Here is a 14,909-nt window from a genome sequence, read left to right as displayed (position 1 = left end):
CTGATCATGCGTATTAGCCTGTAAACCATGTTCCCGGTTTGAAATGTAAACGATGTCTTCGGTTTGTACCCGGGGCAAGCCCGCTCCCACAGGTACACCATAACCCTCGAGTACAGGGATAACCTGTGGGAGCGGGCTTGCCCCGCGAAGGGGCCGGCCCAGTCACCACACCTCTGGGCACCCAAAGCATGCCACCCAGCCATTTCCCCGGTACAATGCCGCCCTACCGTGACAGCCCGAACCTATAACGACATGTCCCTTCCAAAAAATCATCTGGAACTGCTCAGCCCTGCCCGTGACGTGGCCATCGCCCGCGAAGCGATCCTGCACGGCGCTGATGCCATCTACATCGGTGGCCCGAGCTTCGGCGCGCGCCACAACGCCTGCAACGAAGTCGGCGAAATCGCCGAGCTGGTGGAATTCGCCCGCCGTTACCACGCGCGCGTGTTCACCACCATCAACACCATCCTCCACGACAACGAACTGGAGCCAGCGCGCAAGCTGATCCACCAGCTCTACGACGCGGGCGTTGACGCGTTGATCGTGCAGGACCTGGGGGTGATGGAGCTGGATATCCCGCCAATCGAGCTGCACGCCAGCACCCAGACCGACATCCGTACCCTGGAGCGGGCGAAATTCCTCGACCAGGCCGGCTTCTCGCAACTGGTCCTGGCGCGTGAGCTGAACCTGCAGCAAATCCGCGCCATCGCCGCCGAAACCGATGCAGCCATCGAGTTCTTCATCCACGGTGCGCTGTGCGTGGCCTTCTCCGGCCAGTGCAACATCTCCCACGCGCAGACCGGCCGCAGCGCCAACCGCGGCGACTGCTCGCAGGCTTGCCGCCTGCCGTACACGCTCAAGGATGACCAGGGCCGTGTGGTGGCATTCGAGAAGCACCTGTTGTCGATGAAGGACAACAACCAGACCGCCAACCTGCGCGACCTGGTCGATGCCGGCGTGCGCTCGTTCAAGATCGAGGGCCGCTACAAGGACATGGGGTATGTGAAGAACATCACCGCCCATTACCGCAAAGAGCTCGATGCCATCCTGGAAGACCGCCCGGCCCTCGCCCGCGCTTCCAGCGGCCGCACCGAGCACTTCTTCCTGCCCGACCCGGACAAGACCTTCCACCGCGGCAGCACCGACTACTTCGTCACCGACCGTAAGGTCGACATCGGCGCCTTCGACTCGCCCACTTTCACCGGCCTGCCGGTGGGTGTGGTGGAAAAGGTCGGCAAGCGCGACATGCAGGTGGTCACTGAAGTGCCACTGACCAACGGTGACGGCCTGAACGTGCTGGTCAAACGCGAGGTGGTGGGCTTCCGTGCCAACATCGCCGAGCCGCGTGGCGAGTTCGAGGAAGACGGCCAGAAGCGCTACCGCTACCGGGTCGAGCCCAACGAGATGCCAGAGGGCCTGCACAAGCTGCGCCCGAACCATCCGCTGTCGCGTAACCTGGACCACAACTGGCAGCAGGCCCTGCAGCGCACGTCGGCAGAACGCCGCATCGGCGTGGATTGGCATGCTGTGCTCACCGAGCAGCGCCTGATGCTCAGCGTCAGCAGTGAAGAAGGCGTCAGCGTTCAGGTGGCCCTGGACGGCCCGTTCGGTGCCGCCAACAAACCGCAGCAGGCGCTGGACCAGTTGCACGACCTGCTGGGCCAGCTGGGCACCACGATGTACCACGCCAACAGCATCGAGCTGGACGCGCCCCAGGCGTACTTCATCCCCAACTCGCAGCTCAAGGCCCTGCGCCGCGAGGCCATCGAGGCGCTGACCGAGGCACGCATCAAGGCCCACCCACGTGGCGGGCGCAAGGCCGAGACCACGCCGCCGCCGGTGTACCCCGAGTCGCACTTGTCGTTCCTGGCCAACGTGTACAACCAGAAGGCCCGCGACTTCTACCACCGCCACGGTGTGCAACTGATCGACGCGGCGTATGAAGCGCACGAAGAGCACGGCGAAGTGCCGGTGATGATCACCAAGCACTGCCTGCGTTTCTCGTTCAACCTGTGCCCGAAACAGGCCAAGGGCGTGACCGGCGTGCGCACCAAGGTGGCGCCGATGCAGCTGATTCAGGGCGATGAAGTGCTGACCTTGAAGTTCGACTGCAAGCCGTGCGAGATGCATGTCATCGGCAAGATGAAAGGCCACATCATCGACCTGCCGACCCCAGGCAGCGCGGTGGCCCAGGTGGTCGGGCACATCAGCCCGGAAGACCTGCTAAAGACCATCCCGCGCGCACCGCATTGAGGGTTCGTCTGTAAGGGCCAATCGCCGGCAAGCCGGCTCCCGCAGGTACAGTACAAGTCTTGCGACTTATGGGGTACCTGTGGGAGCCGGCTTGCCGGCGATTGGGCTGCGAAGCGGCCCCTTGCAGCCTCAAAGAATCCCCAAGCCCCGCGCAGTGCGGTCCACGGCAATGCGGGTCTTCTCCACCAGTTCATCCAGCTCAGCATGCGTGGCCACCAGGGCCGGCGCCATGATCATGCGCCCCAGCGTCGAGCGAATGATCACGCCTTCCTCGAAGCCATAGGTGCGGCACTGCCAGGCCAGGTCATTCTCGTTGGCGTAACGCTTGCGGCTGCCCTTGTCTTCGGCAAACTGTAACGCCGCCACCAGCCCGGCGCCCTGCACCTGGCCAATCAACGGGTGGTTGGCAAACGTCTCGCGCAGCATGCGCTGCAGGTATGGCCCGGTATCGTCCTTGACCTGGCGCACGATGCCCTCGTCGCGCAGGGCCTTGAGGTTGGCGATGGCCACGGCGGCCGCCACCGGGTGGCCGGAATAAGTCAGGCCGTGGGCGAATACCCCGCCGCGCTCAACCAACGCTTCAGCAATGCGCTTGCTCAACACCAGGCCGCCCATGGGCACGTAACCCGACGTCAGGCCCTTGGCAATGGACAGGGTATCGGGCTCGAAGCCGAAGTACTCGTGGGCGAACCATTCGCCGGTACGGCCAAAGCCACCGATCACTTCGTCGGCGCACAGCAGCACGTCGTACTGGCGGCAGATGCGCTGGATTTCCGGCCAGTAGCTTTCCGGCGGGAAGATCATCCCGCCCGCGCCCTGGAACGGCTCGGCGACAAAGCCTGCGACGTTCTCGGCGCCCAGTTCGAGGATCTTCTCCTCCAGCTGCAACGCGCAGCGGCGGCCGAACTCGGCCGGCGTCAGCTCGCCGCCTTCGGCGTACCAGTACGGCTCGTCGATGTGCGCCACGTCCGGGATCAGCCCGCCCATCTCGTGCATGAACTTCATGCCGCCCAGCGCCGTGGCCGCCAGGGTCGAACCGTGGTAACCGTTCCAGCGGCCGATCATGATCTTCTTGTTCGGCTGCCCGACCACCTGCCAGTAGCGGCGCACGGTACGGATCAGCACCTCGTTGGCCTCGGAGCCAGAGTTGGTGTAGATCGCGTGGCTGTAGTGCCCGGGCAGCAGGCTGAACAGCAGTTCGGACAACTCGATCACCGCCGGGTGGGTGGTGTGGAAGAACATGTTGTAGTAGGCCAGCTGGTCCATCTGCGCGGCAGCGGCCGCGGTCAGGTCCTTGCGGCCGTACCCCAGCTGCGTGCACCACAAGCCGGACATACCGTCCAGGTAACGCCGGCCGTCGTTGTCCCACAGGTACAGGCCTTCACCCCGGGTGATCACCCGCGGGCCTTCGGCGTTCAGGGCCTTCTGGTCGAGGAAGGCATGGATGTGGTGGGCCGCGTCGCTGGCCTGGTAGTCGCGGGTGTCGCGTTGCGGCTGGAAAGGTGCGTTCATTGTTGTTCTCCGTGAGTGAGGGTCAGCGCAGCTGGAACCAGGTGGTCTTGAGCTGGGTGTACTTGTCGAAGGCGTGCAGCGACAGGTCGCGGCCAAAGCCCGACTGGCGGCCGCCACCAAACGGCACCGCCACATCCAGGGCATCGACCGTGTTGACCGAGACGGTGCCAGCCTTCAGGCGCCGGGCAACGCGGTGAGCACGGTTGAGGTCGTCGCTCCACAGCGAGGCAGCCAGGCCGTAGACGCTGTCGTTGGCCAGGCGCACGGCCTGCTCTTCGTCGTCAAAAGCGGTAATCGCCAGCACCGGGCCGAACACTTCTTCACGGGCCAGGGCCGAGCCCGGGCGCACGTCGGCAAACACGGTGGGTGCGATGAAGTTGTTCGAGCCGTTGAAGCTCAGGCGCTGGCCGCCGCACAGCAGGCGGGCACCGTCGCCCTGGGCCTGCTCGATGGCGGCCATGATGCGCGCGCTCTGTGCGCCGTCGACGATGGCTCCGGCGCGGCTGGCCGGGTCCAGCGGGTCGCCGGGCTGCCAGTCGCGGGCCTTGGCCAGCAGGCGCTCGACGAATTCGTCGTGGATCGAGCGCTGCACATACAGCCGTGAGTTGGCCGAGCACACTTCGCCCTGATTGAAGAAGATGCCAAAAGCTGCCTTCTCGGCGGCCAGGTCAAGGTCCTGGCAATCGTCGAACACCAGGTTCGGGCTCTTGCCGCCGCACTCCAGCCACACCTGCTTGAGGTTGGATTGCGCCGAGTACTGCATGAAATATTTGCCCACCTGGGTGGAGCCGGTGAACACCAGGCAGTCGACATCCGCGTGCAGGCCCAAGGCGCGGCCGGCGCTTTCGCCCAGGCCCGGCACCACGTTGAGCACGCCTTCCGGCACACCCGCCTCAAGCGCAAGTTGCGCCAGCCGCAGGGCCGAGAACGGCGATTGTTCGGCAGGTTTGAGCACCACGCTGTTGCCGGCGGCCAGGGCGGGGGCGACCTTCCAGGCGGCCATGTCCAGCGGGAAGTTCCACGGCACCACTGCACCCACCACGCCCAGCGCTTCGCGGGTGACCGTGGCCAGGGCATTGCCGGCGGTGGGCGCGACCTGGTCATAGACCTTGTCCAGCGCCTCGCCGTACCAGGCGAACACGTTGGCGGCGCCGGGCACGTCGATGCTGTAGGCGTCCATCACCGGCTTGCCCATGTTCAGCGAGTCGAGCAGCGCCAGCTCCTCGCGGTGGGCCAGGATCAGCTCGGCCAGGCGCAGCAGCACACGCTTGCGTGCCGCCGGTGCCATGCGGGCCCATGGGCCTTGCTCGAAGGCGCGGCGCGCCGAGCGTACAGCCTGGTCGACTTCGGCATCGCCGCAGGCGGCGACCTGTGCCAGCCGTTGCTGGGTGGCCGGGTTGATGGCATCGAAGGTCAGCCCGGACTGCGCCGCCAGCGGACGGCCGTCGACCAACGCCGTGGTGATGAAAGTTTGCCGTGCAGCGCGCTGCTGCCAATCGCTTTTCGTATGCACGCAGGTCTCCCTAGCGGCCGCACGCGCGGCCGGATTGTTTGTTCGAATGAGGTGTCGCGCGGGGGTCAGCGCCTTCGCAGGTAGCTTTCCAGCGGGTCCTTGCTCAAGCCCTCCTGGGCCTGGGCCAGGGAATCGATAAACAGCGAGAACAGCTCGGACTGCTTGGCGATGTCGAGCTTGGTGTAGAGGTTCTTGCGGTGGGTCTTCACCGTGTCTTCGCTGATACCCAGGCGCTCGGCCAGCGAGCGCGTCGAGTGGCCGCGCAGCAGGTACTGGGCGATGCGGCATTCGCGCTCGGTGAGCAAGGAGGAGCCGAAGTTGTTCAGCGCGGCGCTGATCTGCCGGCCCAAAGCACTCTCGAAGCGCCCGCCGAGTGCGTTGATGTCCAGGTGGCCCCACTGCCGGCGTACCACCGCCGCTACCCAGGGCGCCACGCACTTGAGGTCATTGACCTGCTGGCGGGCCAGGCGCTGGGTGCTGGCCAACGACACGGCGATGGTCAGGTCTTCGTCCAGCGGGACGATGAAGTTCGGCTCGTCTTCCATGTGCGCGTGCTGGTAGAAGGCCAGGTAATACTCGCTGCGTTTGAAGTGGTCGGGCGCCACGTCGCTCAGCCGGTAACAGCCGGCCGCCACGCCATCCATGCAGGCCCGATAGAACGGGCACAGTAGGTAATAGCCTTCAAGGTAGCGCTGCACGTTGCCTTCCGGCAGCCACGGCCCTTCCTCGTCCTTGACGAACAGCGCCGAAGGCAGGCCCTTGCGCGGGTAGAGAAACACGGTGATGGCCTGGCACGGGGCAAGCAGCCTGAGCGCAGCGAACAGCGCGTCGACGAAGCCCGGCGTGCCCTGGGCGTCGATGACACGGGCCATCTGCGCGTACCAGTCGGGCGATTTCAGCCGGTCTTTGCTCATTGTCGTGGTCCCATGCCAGGGTGGTCATGGCTGGGATTCTTGCATGGGTTGCCAGGGCCGGCCATCACCCTTCGGGGTGAGGTTGTGGCATGCTCTGCAGCACCTCCATTTCAGGGCCCTGCCATGCTGATCGACGAAGAATTGACCCTGAAAAAGCTCGAGACTTTTCTCGCCTTCATGCGCAGCGGCAACCTCGGCCGCGCCGCCGCCGAATTGTCTACCAGCGCGGTCAGCGTGCACCGGGCCATCCATTCGCTGGAAAGCGCCCTGCGCTGCCCGCTGTTCAAGCACGAGGGCCGCCAGCTGATACCGTTGGAAAGCGCCTATGTGCTGGAAAAGAAAGCCCGCCAGCTGATCCAGGATGCCGAACAGATGGTGCGCCAGACGCGCGAGGCGGCCGGTTTTTACGCCGAGCGTTTCCGCCTGGGGGCGCTGTATTCGCTGACCGTCAAGACCGTGCCGAAGCTGGTGATGGGCCTGAAGCTGCGGCGCAGCGAGCTCAACATCGACCTGACCCTGGGCTCGAACGTCGACTTGCTGCAGCGCCTGAAGAACCATGAACTGGAAGCGATGCTGGTATCGCTGGACGAGAGCGTGGCCGACCCTGCCTGCGAGCAGTTGCCGTTGTTCTCCGATGATATCTTCCTGGCCGTGCCCACCGACTCACCGTTCGCCGAGCAACAGGAAGTCGACCTGGCGGACCTTGCCGACTCCACCTTCATTACCCTGACCCAAGGCTTTGCCACCCACCGCGATGGCGCCCGGGTGTTCCAGCAGGCGGGGTTCGAGCCGAAGGTGGCGATGCAGGTGAATGACATCTTCACCCTACTGAGCATGGTCAGTTCGGGGGTGGGCTTTGCCTTGCTGCCCGGGCGGATTGCGGCGGTGTACGAGAACCGCGTGAAGCTGATTGCGCTGCAGGCAAGGTATCGGTTGCAGCAGCATATCGGGGTGGTGTTTCTGAAGGCCCGGGAGCGGGAGCCGAATTTATTGGCTTTGTTGGCTGAATGCAGGATGTACAGCCGCGAGAATTGAGGTGGCCCTATCGCCGGCAAGCCGGCTCCCACAGGTATGGGCTGCCCCCGGAAGTTGGACACCAATCCAACCCTTGGGGTAATCCAGGTATCATCACAGCCTTGAAGACGCTGCTGTACCTGTGGGAGCCGGCTTGCCGGCGATGGGCTGCACAGCAGCCCCAGGGTGGGTCAGCCCACCAGCCCTCGAACACAGAAATACAGAATCGAAGGCCCCATCAAGCAACCCAACCCGGTATGGAAGGTCGCCGTCAGCGCCCCATATGGCACCAACCGCCGATCCGTCGCCGCCAGCCCCGCCGTCACGCCGGACACCGTCCCGGCCAAGCCACCAAACACCATCGCCGAACGCGGGTTGTCCAGCGCCAGCAAGCGCGCCGATACCGGCGTGAATACCATGACCAGGATCGCCTTGATCAACCCGGTGGCTATCGACAGCGCCATCACATCGGAACTCGCACCCAGTGCCGCCCCCGTCACCGGCCCGACGATGTACGTCACCGCACCCGCACCGATGGTGGTCATGCTCACCGCATCACGGTAACCGAACGCATAGGCCACCCCGGCACCGACCATGAACGGCAGCACGGTGCCCAGCAGCAGCGCGATCGCGCCGATCATGCCGGCCTTGCGCGCTTCGGTGGCCTGCACCTCGAACGCCGTGGCGACGATGGCAAAGTCGCGCAGCATGGCCCCGCCCATCAGGCCGATGCCCGAGAACAGCGCCATGTCGGCCAGGCCCTTCTGCCCACCGGTCACGGTGCCACCGACCCAGGCCAGCACCAGGCCGATGACGATGGCGATGGCCGAGCCATGCACGCGGCCGAAGGTCAGGTACTTCGACAGCAGTACCGACAACCACATGATCCCGCCCACCACCGCAAAAGCGGTGATCAGGCCGTTGTGTTCCAGGGCATTGTCAATGAGTGGCCACATGTCAGCGACCTCCTGCAGGGGCTACCTGCGCAGGGCTGGTGGGGGGCGCATCGAGTGCCGGCAGGGGTTCGCCGCGGTGGCTGCGGCTGATCACGGCGATGGTCAGGCCGCACACCAGCACCGCGCCGACCGCGGCCAGCAGCGCCACCGGCCCGCCGTGCAGGGCAGTAACCACGTTCTGCTGGGCGGCCATGGCCACCACCACCGGGATGTACATGGCGCCCCAGAAGCCGACCCCGAATTCGCACTCCTTGCTCATGCCGCCATGCCGGTGCATGTACAGCCTTGCGCAGATCAGCAGGATCATGGCGATGCCGACCCCGCCCACATTGGATTTGACGCCCAGCAGCACGCCCAGGAAGTCGCCGACGATGACGCCGGCAAGCGTGCACACGGCCAGCAGAGCCACACCATAAATGATCATTGTTGTTGTCCTCAGCTTGTATCGAAGTTGTTTGTTGTTGTCCTTCGAGTTGCAGCGCCGTTATCGCTTGTCGGCCACCTCCTGGCGCAACAGCGCGTCGACGGTGTCCGGGCGGGTGGCGTCGATGGCCAGTACCCTGCCCTGTTCGAAAACCGGGCGGGCGAGGCCGCTGAGCACGCTGCCAGGCGGTATTTCAAGGTGCAGGCGCACGCCGCGTTCATAGGCAGTGCGCAACGTAGCACGCCAGTCCACAAGCCTGGCCATGTTGCCGGCCAGGTCGGCACGCAGGCGTTGCGGGTCGAAGATCGGCCGTGCGCTGCTGCCGCTCAGGTACGTGATGCGCGGGCGCCGCAGGGCAACGTTGGCGAACGCTTCGGCCAGCTCGGCGGCCGGGCCGTCGAGCAAACGGCAATGGGACGGCACGCTGACAGCCAGGCGTCGGGCCACACCCTGGCCAAGGCTGCGCGCCTTGGCCGCGACTTCGGCCATGGCGGTGTCGCTGCCGGCGATGACGATCTGGTTGTCGCTGTTGAGGTTGGCCAGGTACACCTCGCCGCCCACCTCGGCCAGCAGGCGCTCGATGCTGGCCAGGTCCAGGCCGCTGACGGCGGTCATGCCGTAGCCTTGCGGGTAGGCGCGCTGCATCAGCTCACCGCGCAAGGCCACCAGCCGCACGGCATCGGCAAAACCCAGCGCGCCTGCTGCGACTGCGGCGGGATAGGCGCCAATCGACAGGCCTGCCACGTAGTCGGGCGCCGGGCTGCGCTGCATCAGCCAACGCGCCCAGGCCACACCTGCCAGCAGCAGGCACAGCTGCACGGCGCGGGTGGACTGCAAGGCCGCCTGGCTGTCCAGCGCCAGCACCTGTTCACCGAGGCTGTCGCTGGCCTCCTCCAGCAATGCTGTCGAGCCTTCGGGCAGGCGATGCAACATGCCAGCCTGCTGGGCGCCCTGGCCAGGGAAAGCGAACAGGCTACTCACGCTGCGTGCTCCAGCAGGGCCCAGGGGTCGGTTACCAACTGGGCACCAAGCGCCGACTTGAGCAGTACGCGCCGCGCCGCGCCGGCCCATTCGCGCAAGGCAATGGCGCCTGCAGGGGTTTCCAGCTGCACATCGATGCGGCAAGGGCCGCAATCGAGGATATCCAGCAGCTCACGCGCCTTGGCCCGGGTGACAGGCTCGGGTGCGCGCAGTACCAGATCCAGGTCGCTGGCGGCGTGCAGCACATTCACCCCGGTGGCCAGCTGATAACCCACCCCGCCCGTCGGCCCCCACGCCAGCCCGCTGGCATCGAGCACCGGGGCCACGCTGGCCAGTGCCCGCAGCGCAGGCCAAAGGCTGTCGCCCTGCCAGCGCAGCGCCTCGGGGCTTGCCTGCAGGCGAACATCGGCCAGGCGCATTTGCACGCCCAGGCGCTGCGCCCGCCCTTGCCCACGCACGCCCACCGCTAACCAACCTGCGGCGTAGCGCGCACGCCGCACCACCACAGGCTGCCCGGCCGCCAGTACCTGCGCGGCCCAGGCAGGGGCATCGGCGGGCAACGCAGCCGGGGGCATCCCCCAGAGCAGGTCATGTGGCTGCGGGGCGTTCATCTCAGGCCTCCTGCCATTGGCTGCGCAAGCGCGCACGCACTTCGCGGGACGCGTTGCGGTGTTCGCCATTCAGGCGCGCCGACAGGTCGGTGGAGGTGCCGATATCGCGCACGGCTTCGGCCAGGCAGGCCCGCACCTGGGCCAGGTCGGCTGGGCCTGGGGTATCGGCGTTTTCCACACTCAAGCGCCGCCACAACAGGCCGAGCGAGGCATAGCTGGCCAGGTCATATGCCATCGGCGGCACTTCGGCGGCCAGGGCTTCGAGCTGTTCGACACTGCGCAAGGTAATGCGCGCGGCGGCGGCTTTGCCCATCGCGTGCACCATCACCCCGCTGTCGTCCAGGGCGATCAGCCGCTGGGCCTGGTAACCGTGGGCCAGGAAGGCGCCGGACATGGCCTTGCCCACCAGCAGGCCGATCACCGGGTGCCCGGCCAGGCGTGCCTGGGCATAGGCCTGCACCGCGCCGGCCAGGGCCTGGTGGATGCCCAAGGCCTCCTCGCGGCGGCCGTATGCCTGGCTGGGGACATCGATGACTGCGACGATGGCGCGTTTCTCGCCGTCGCGGTCCAGTTCGACTGCCTCGCTCACCGCTTTGGCCAGGCCCCAGCCCTCGAGCAGGCCCACCTCACCAGTGCGCGCGCGGGGGAACGGGTTGTGTGCATCCGGCACGACGGCGATGAAGCGCGCCAGGCGGTTGTCCAGTTCGCCGTCAATGACCCGCAGTGACGCGGGGTAACCCGGCAGTGCTTCACCACCGGCCAGGCCCGGCAGCCAGTTCAGGGCGCGGTTCATGGGGTTTCTCCTTGGTAAAGGGCACGCACGGCGGCGGCGTCCAGTTGCGGGCAGTCGGCGCCAAGGCTCGCAAGCCGTTCGCGGTACCAGGTATGGCGGCCTGCGCGATCGGCACTGGGGGCATCGAGCAGCTGCAACAGCTGCTGGCGAATGTCGTCGACGTCATCGGCCACGTAGCCGTCCACCAGGCCGCTGGCGTGGCGCTGTTCACCCCCGGTCAGGCTCCAGATGAACGGGCGGTCCTTGGCGTCGTATTCGCCGATACCAGCCTCCTGCTCGATCACCTGCGGGCCGTTGAGGCCCAGGCGCGCTTCGCGGGTGACCAGCAAGTGGCTGCACAGGCCGGCAGCGATGGACATGCCGCCGAAGCAGCCGACGGCGCCTGCGACCAGGCCGATGACCGGTTGATGGCTACGCAGCTCGACGATCGCGGCCTGGATTTCGGCAATCGCCGCCAGGCCGAGGTTGGCCTCCTGCAGGCGTACGCCGCCGGTTTCCAGCAGCAGCACGGCGCAGGTCGGTATGCCGTTGCGGTTGTCTTCAATGGCCAGTTCCAGCGCACCGGCAATCTTGGCACCGCCGACTTCACCCATGCTGCCGCCCTGGAACGCACCTTCGATGGCGGCAATGACTGTGCGGCGACCGCCCAGCAGGCCTTGGGCGATGACCACGCCGTCGTCAGCCTGGGGCACGATGCCCTGACGCGGCAGCCACGGCGACATCAAACGGTCGAACGGCCCCAGCAGCTCGCGGAAGCTGCCCGGGTCGAGCAAGGCGCGGGCGCGCTGGCGCGCACCCAGTTCGACGAAGCTGCGGCTGCGCAGCAGGCGTTCGGTATCAGTCATGGGCGATCTCCTCGAAGCCTTGCTCCAGGCGCAGGCGTACCACGCCAGGGGTGGCGCCGAAATCATGGATGTCGATCTTCACCGCCGGCCACTGGCGGCCTTCGAACAGCCGCTGGAACAGCTGGCCCCAGCGCGCGCCGCTGCCGTTGACCGAGGTGACGACCTGGATTTGCAGGTGGCCGGCAGTGCCGGGTTCGATCAGCACTTCCAGGTCACCGGAGCTGACGCAGCCCACCAGGGTGCGGCCACGGCCAGGCTCGGCGGCCGGGAATTGAAAGTTCAGGGTTTCCATGTCACAGGCTCCCGGCTTTGTCGAGGAACAGGCAGGCAGCCAGCAAATCGGCGGCGCCGCCCGGTGAGGCGTTGAGTTGCAGCAGTCGGGCGTCCAGCAGGCGCAGTTGGCGACGGCCTGCGAGCGTGGCACTGCCACCGGCCGCAAGCACATCGCGGGCACCCTGCTGCAGCGTTTGCAGGCCTTCGCGGCCGGCGCGCCAAAGCACGCAGGTGTCGCTGAGTGCGGCCATGATCGCCAGCAAGGCATCGAGCCGTGCGTGGTTTTCGCCGGCACCCATGGCGCGGCTGCGGCGCAGTTGTGGCAGGCCGTGTTCAATGACGGCGGGAAAACCTTGTTGCGCTTGCTCGCGGGCACCGCTGGCACCGTAACGGCGGCGTACCTGGGTGCCGTGGCTGTCTTGCACCGCGGCGGCCGGGTCGTCGATCAGGGCGATGCGGCCGGCGCGTGCGGCTAGGGTGATGGGGTCGGCCTGAGCATCCAGGGCGCGGGCCGCGACCAGCAGGCCAAGCGCCCAGATCGCGCCGCGATGGGTGTTCACGCCAGCGGTAGCCGTCAGCATGGCCGCCTCGCCTTCACGGCCGATGCGGCCCAGGGCGGCACGCAGCGGCACGCCGATTTCACCATGGGCCTGTGCTGCCTCGGCCATCTGCCGCAGGCAGGGCCACAGGGCCAGCGCCGAGGCATGCATCAGGGCCAGGCTCATGTCGCTGTGCGCGCCGCTGCTGCGGCGGTCTACCAGGCCGGGCTTGGGCGACAGGTCGGCTTCGTCGATCAGCGCCTCCACTGCCAGGTCGGCAAGGTGATCGGCCAGCGGCAAGGGTTGCAGGTTGAGTGCTTTCATTACCAGCTCCTGAACCGTGCGGGCGGGTTGTACAGGCCACCGGACCAGTCGACCAAATCGGCGATGCTGCGTGCGGCGAGCAGTTCGCGGCTGGCGTCGGTGCGGCGGATGCCGAGGTCTTCGGGCAGGGCCACCAGGCCTTGCTGGCGCAAGCGCAAGGTGTCCTTAGGGTCGTGGCGCAAGCCGATGGCGGTGACGCCGGCCACGGCGGCGATCATCTGCTGGCGCTCCTCCAGGCTGCGGGCTTTGTAGAGGTAGGCGATGCCTTCCTCGGTGAGCAGGTGGGTGACGTCGTCGCCGTAGATCATCACCGGTGCCAGCGGCATGCCAGCTTTCTTCGCCACCTCGACTGCATCGAGCGTCTCGACGAAGGTGGGTTTGCCGCCTTCCTGGTAGGTCTCGACCATCTGCACCACCAGCTTGCGGCCGCGTTCGAGCAGGGTGTCGGGCACGGTCATGTCCAGCCAGGCCGGGGTGGCATGGCGCCGGCCGCGGGGGTCGTGGCCCATGTTCGGGGCGCCGCCGAAGCCCGCCAGGCGGCCCCGGGTGACGGTCGAGGAATGGCCATCGCCATCGACTTGCAAAGTGGCGCCGATGAACAGGTCGACCGCGTACTGCCCGGCCAGCTGGCACATCATGCGGTTGGAGCGCAGCGAGCCGTCGCGGCCGGTGAAGAACACGTCCGGGCGCTGGGCGATGTAGTCCTCCATGCCCAGTTCAGTGCCGAAGCAGTGCACGCTTTCGACCCAGCCGGTTTCGATGGCGGGGATCAGTGTCGGGTGCGGGTTGAGGGTCCAGTTGCGGCAGATCTTGCCTTTCAGGCCCAGCGACTCGCCATAGGTTGGCAAGATCAGCTCGATGGCAGCAGTGTTGAAGCCAATCCCGTGGTTGAGCGACTGCACCTGGTGTTTTTCATAGATGCCACGGATCGCCATCATCGCCATCAGTACATGCACGGGCTTGATATGGCGCGGGTCACGGGTGAACAGCGGCTCGATGTAGAACGGCTGGTCGGCGACCACCACAAAGTCCACCCAGGACGCCGGAATATCCACGCGCGGCAGGTCGTCTACGCGGTCCACCAGCTGGTTGACCTGGGCGATCACCAGGCCATCGCTGAAGGCTGCGGGCTCGACCAGCGCCGGGGTGTCCTCGGTGCTGGGGCCGGTATACAGGTTGCCGTCACGGTCGGCCATGAAGCCGGCCACCAGGGTGACGTTGGGGATCAGGTCCACCAGCAGGCGTGAATACAGTTCGATGTAGGTGTGGATGGCGCCAACTTCGAGCAGGCCGTCTTCCAGCAACTGGCCGATGCGCAGGCTCTGCGGGCCGGCGAAGGAAAAGTCGAGCTTACGGGCTATGCCGCGCTCGAACAGGTCCAGGTGCTCGGCGCGGCTGACACTGGGCATGATCATGTGCAGGTCGTGCAGGCGCTCGGGGTCGGCCTTGGCCAGCGAACGCGAGAGGAAGTCGGCCTGCTTCTGGTTGTTGCCTTCGAGTACCACCCGGTCACCGGGGGCAATCAACAGTTCCAGCGCTTCGACAATGCGCTCGGTGGGCAGCACCACACCGTCGGCCAGGTGTTTGACCCGGTCCAGGCGGCGCTGCTTCTCGGCGCGCCGCCTGGACCACTGCGGCGGTGGATTCTTCGTTATGGTCATGGGTGACTCCACGGGTTCGCTGTCGTGGGGGCACAGTAGGGCTGGGGTGGGTGGGGGATCAATCAAGCTGGGGGGTTGATCGTTACGGTTAGGGTAATGGTTGGGGCTATGCGGTGTCTGCTGGCGTATGCCTTGAGTGGGTTGGCGCCCATGAGATCGAGCGCCGCCCGCGAAGCGCTTGCCTTGAGATCTTCAGCGCCTTTGAGATCGAGCGCCGCCCGCGCGGCGCATCGCGGGCAAGCCCGCTCCTACATTTGTTGCAACGTGCCATGGCCTGATAGGCCATAGTTGTTAGC

At 66.4% G+C, this 14,909-nt stretch carries 14 protein-coding genes; 2 read left to right on the top strand and 12 right to left on the bottom strand.

Translation table 11 applies throughout. The annotated features are described in order from the left end of the window. Positions 1–252: 252 nt before the first annotated feature. A complete protein-coding gene (locus ACFY68_RS25940; RefSeq protein WP_387533490.1) occupies positions 253–2,253 on the top strand; it encodes a U32 family peptidase in 2,001 nt (666 codons plus the stop codon). A gap of 129 nt (positions 2,254–2,382) precedes the next feature. Here the strand turns inward: ACFY68_RS25940 and ACFY68_RS25935 are convergent, their stop codons facing one another. The 3 genes from ACFY68_RS25935 to ACFY68_RS25925 form a co-directional block, all read right to left on the bottom strand. Then, on the bottom strand, positions 2,383–3,765 hold the full coding sequence (locus ACFY68_RS25935) for an aspartate aminotransferase family protein (RefSeq protein WP_346615503.1): 1,383 nt from the start codon (positions 3,763–3,765) through the stop codon (positions 2,383–2,385). A gap of 22 nt (positions 3,766–3,787) precedes the next feature. Then, the gene (locus tag ACFY68_RS25930) at positions 3,788–5,278 is read right to left on the bottom strand and encodes an aldehyde dehydrogenase (RefSeq protein WP_387533486.1); all 1,491 of its coding nucleotides are present in this window, start codon (positions 5,276–5,278) and stop codon (positions 3,788–3,790) included. 65 nt (positions 5,279–5,343) lie between these two features. Beyond that, on the bottom strand, positions 5,344–6,192 hold the full coding sequence (locus tag ACFY68_RS25925) for a LuxR C-terminal-related transcriptional regulator (RefSeq protein WP_387533483.1): 849 nt from the start codon (positions 6,190–6,192) through the stop codon (positions 5,344–5,346). Positions 6,193–6,315: 123 nt separating this feature from the next. On the opposite strand from ACFY68_RS25925, the gene ACFY68_RS25920 reads away from it, so the two are divergent. After that, entirely contained in the window at positions 6,316–7,227 is a 912-nt protein-coding gene (locus ACFY68_RS25920; RefSeq protein ID WP_346615500.1) for a LysR substrate-binding domain-containing protein, read from the top strand. 170 nt (positions 7,228–7,397) lie between these two features. Here the strand turns inward: ACFY68_RS25920 and madM are convergent, their stop codons facing one another. From madM to mdcA, 9 genes are read right to left on the bottom strand one after another with little or no spacing between them, the layout of a single operon-like run. Next, a complete protein-coding gene (madM, locus tag ACFY68_RS25915) occupies positions 7,398–8,162 on the bottom strand; it encodes a malonate transporter subunit MadM (protein WP_346615498.1) in 765 nt (254 codons plus the stop codon). A gap of 1 nt (position 8,163) precedes the next feature. Continuing rightward, positions 8,164–8,586: a malonate transporter subunit MadL gene (madL, locus tag ACFY68_RS25910; RefSeq protein WP_387533479.1), complete on the bottom strand. Its 423-nt coding sequence runs from the start codon at positions 8,584–8,586 to the stop codon at positions 8,164–8,166. Positions 8,587–8,646: 60 nt separating this feature from the next. Further along, a complete protein-coding gene (gene mdcH, locus ACFY68_RS25905) occupies positions 8,647–9,567 on the bottom strand; it encodes a malonate decarboxylase subunit epsilon (RefSeq protein WP_387533476.1) in 921 nt (306 codons plus the stop codon). Next, the gene (locus tag ACFY68_RS25900) at positions 9,564–10,178 is read right to left on the bottom strand and encodes a malonate decarboxylase holo-ACP synthase (RefSeq protein WP_387533473.1); all 615 of its coding nucleotides are present in this window, start codon (positions 10,176–10,178) and stop codon (positions 9,564–9,566) included. The genes mdcH and ACFY68_RS25900 overlap by 4 nt, the downstream gene beginning before the upstream one ends. 1 nt (position 10,179) lies before the next feature. Continuing rightward, positions 10,180–10,971 carry a biotin-independent malonate decarboxylase subunit gamma gene (gene mdcE, locus ACFY68_RS25895; protein ID WP_387533470.1) on the bottom strand — a complete coding sequence of 264 codons (792 nt, stop codon included), beginning with the start codon at positions 10,969–10,971 and terminating at the stop codon, positions 10,180–10,182. Then, a complete protein-coding gene (locus ACFY68_RS25890) occupies positions 10,968–11,816 on the bottom strand; it encodes a biotin-independent malonate decarboxylase subunit beta (protein WP_387533467.1) in 849 nt (282 codons plus the stop codon). The genes mdcE and ACFY68_RS25890 overlap by 4 nt, the downstream gene beginning before the upstream one ends. Then, on the bottom strand, positions 11,809–12,108 hold the full coding sequence (locus ACFY68_RS25885; RefSeq protein ID WP_387533464.1) for a malonate decarboxylase subunit delta: 300 nt from the start codon (positions 12,106–12,108) through the stop codon (positions 11,809–11,811). Before ACFY68_RS25885 ends, ACFY68_RS25890 begins: the two co-directional genes overlap by 8 nt. A gap of 1 nt (position 12,109) precedes the next feature. Beyond that, positions 12,110–12,952 carry a triphosphoribosyl-dephospho-CoA synthase gene (locus ACFY68_RS25880; protein ID WP_387533461.1) on the bottom strand — a complete coding sequence of 281 codons (843 nt, stop codon included), beginning with the start codon at positions 12,950–12,952 and terminating at the stop codon, positions 12,110–12,112. Then, a complete protein-coding gene (mdcA, locus tag ACFY68_RS25875) occupies positions 12,952–14,613 on the bottom strand; it encodes a malonate decarboxylase subunit alpha (RefSeq protein WP_387533458.1) in 1,662 nt (553 codons plus the stop codon). Before mdcA ends, ACFY68_RS25880 begins: the two co-directional genes overlap by 1 nt. Between the last annotated feature and the right edge of the window lie 296 nt (positions 14,614–14,909).

This window comes from Pseudomonas sp. NPDC012596 (assembly GCF_042902325.1).
Classification (GTDB): Bacteria; Pseudomonadota; Gammaproteobacteria; order Pseudomonadales; family Pseudomonadaceae; genus Aquipseudomonas.
This window is presented reverse-complemented; position numbering and strand designations above follow the sequence as displayed.

Bases quoted from the DNA above. Each gene is read 5' to 3' on its own strand.
- ACFY68_RS25940 (WP_387533490.1), top strand. From the start codon at position 253: ATGTCCCTTCCAAAAAATCATCTGGAACTGCTCAGCCCTGCCCGTGAC.
- ACFY68_RS25935 (WP_346615503.1), bottom strand. From the start codon at position 3,765: ATGAACGCACCTTTCCAGCCGCAACGCGACACCCGCGACTACCAGGCC.
- ACFY68_RS25925 (WP_387533483.1), bottom strand. From the start codon at position 6,192: ATGAGCAAAGACCGGCTGAAATCGCCCGACTGGTACGCGCAGATGGCC.
- ACFY68_RS25920 (WP_346615500.1), top strand. From the start codon at position 6,316: ATGCTGATCGACGAAGAATTGACCCTGAAAAAGCTCGAGACTTTTCTC.
- madM (WP_346615498.1), bottom strand. From the start codon at position 8,162: ATGTGGCCACTCATTGACAATGCCCTGGAACACAACGGCCTGATCACC.
- madL (WP_387533479.1), bottom strand. From the start codon at position 8,586: ATGATCATTTATGGTGTGGCTCTGCTGGCCGTGTGCACGCTTGCCGGC.
- ACFY68_RS25900 (WP_387533473.1), bottom strand. From the start codon at position 10,178: ATGAACGCCCCGCAGCCACATGACCTGCTCTGGGGGATGCCCCCGGCT.
- mdcE (WP_387533470.1), bottom strand. From the start codon at position 10,971: ATGAACCGCGCCCTGAACTGGCTGCCGGGCCTGGCCGGTGGTGAAGCA.
- ACFY68_RS25890 (WP_387533467.1), bottom strand. From the start codon at position 11,816: ATGACTGATACCGAACGCCTGCTGCGCAGCCGCAGCTTCGTCGAACTG.
- ACFY68_RS25885 (WP_387533464.1), bottom strand. From the start codon at position 12,108: ATGGAAACCCTGAACTTTCAATTCCCGGCCGCCGAGCCTGGCCGTGGC.
- ACFY68_RS25880 (WP_387533461.1), bottom strand. From the start codon at position 12,952: ATGAAAGCACTCAACCTGCAACCCTTGCCGCTGGCCGATCACCTTGCC.
- mdcA (WP_387533458.1), bottom strand. From the start codon at position 14,613: ATGACCATAACGAAGAATCCACCGCCGCAGTGGTCCAGGCGGCGCGCC.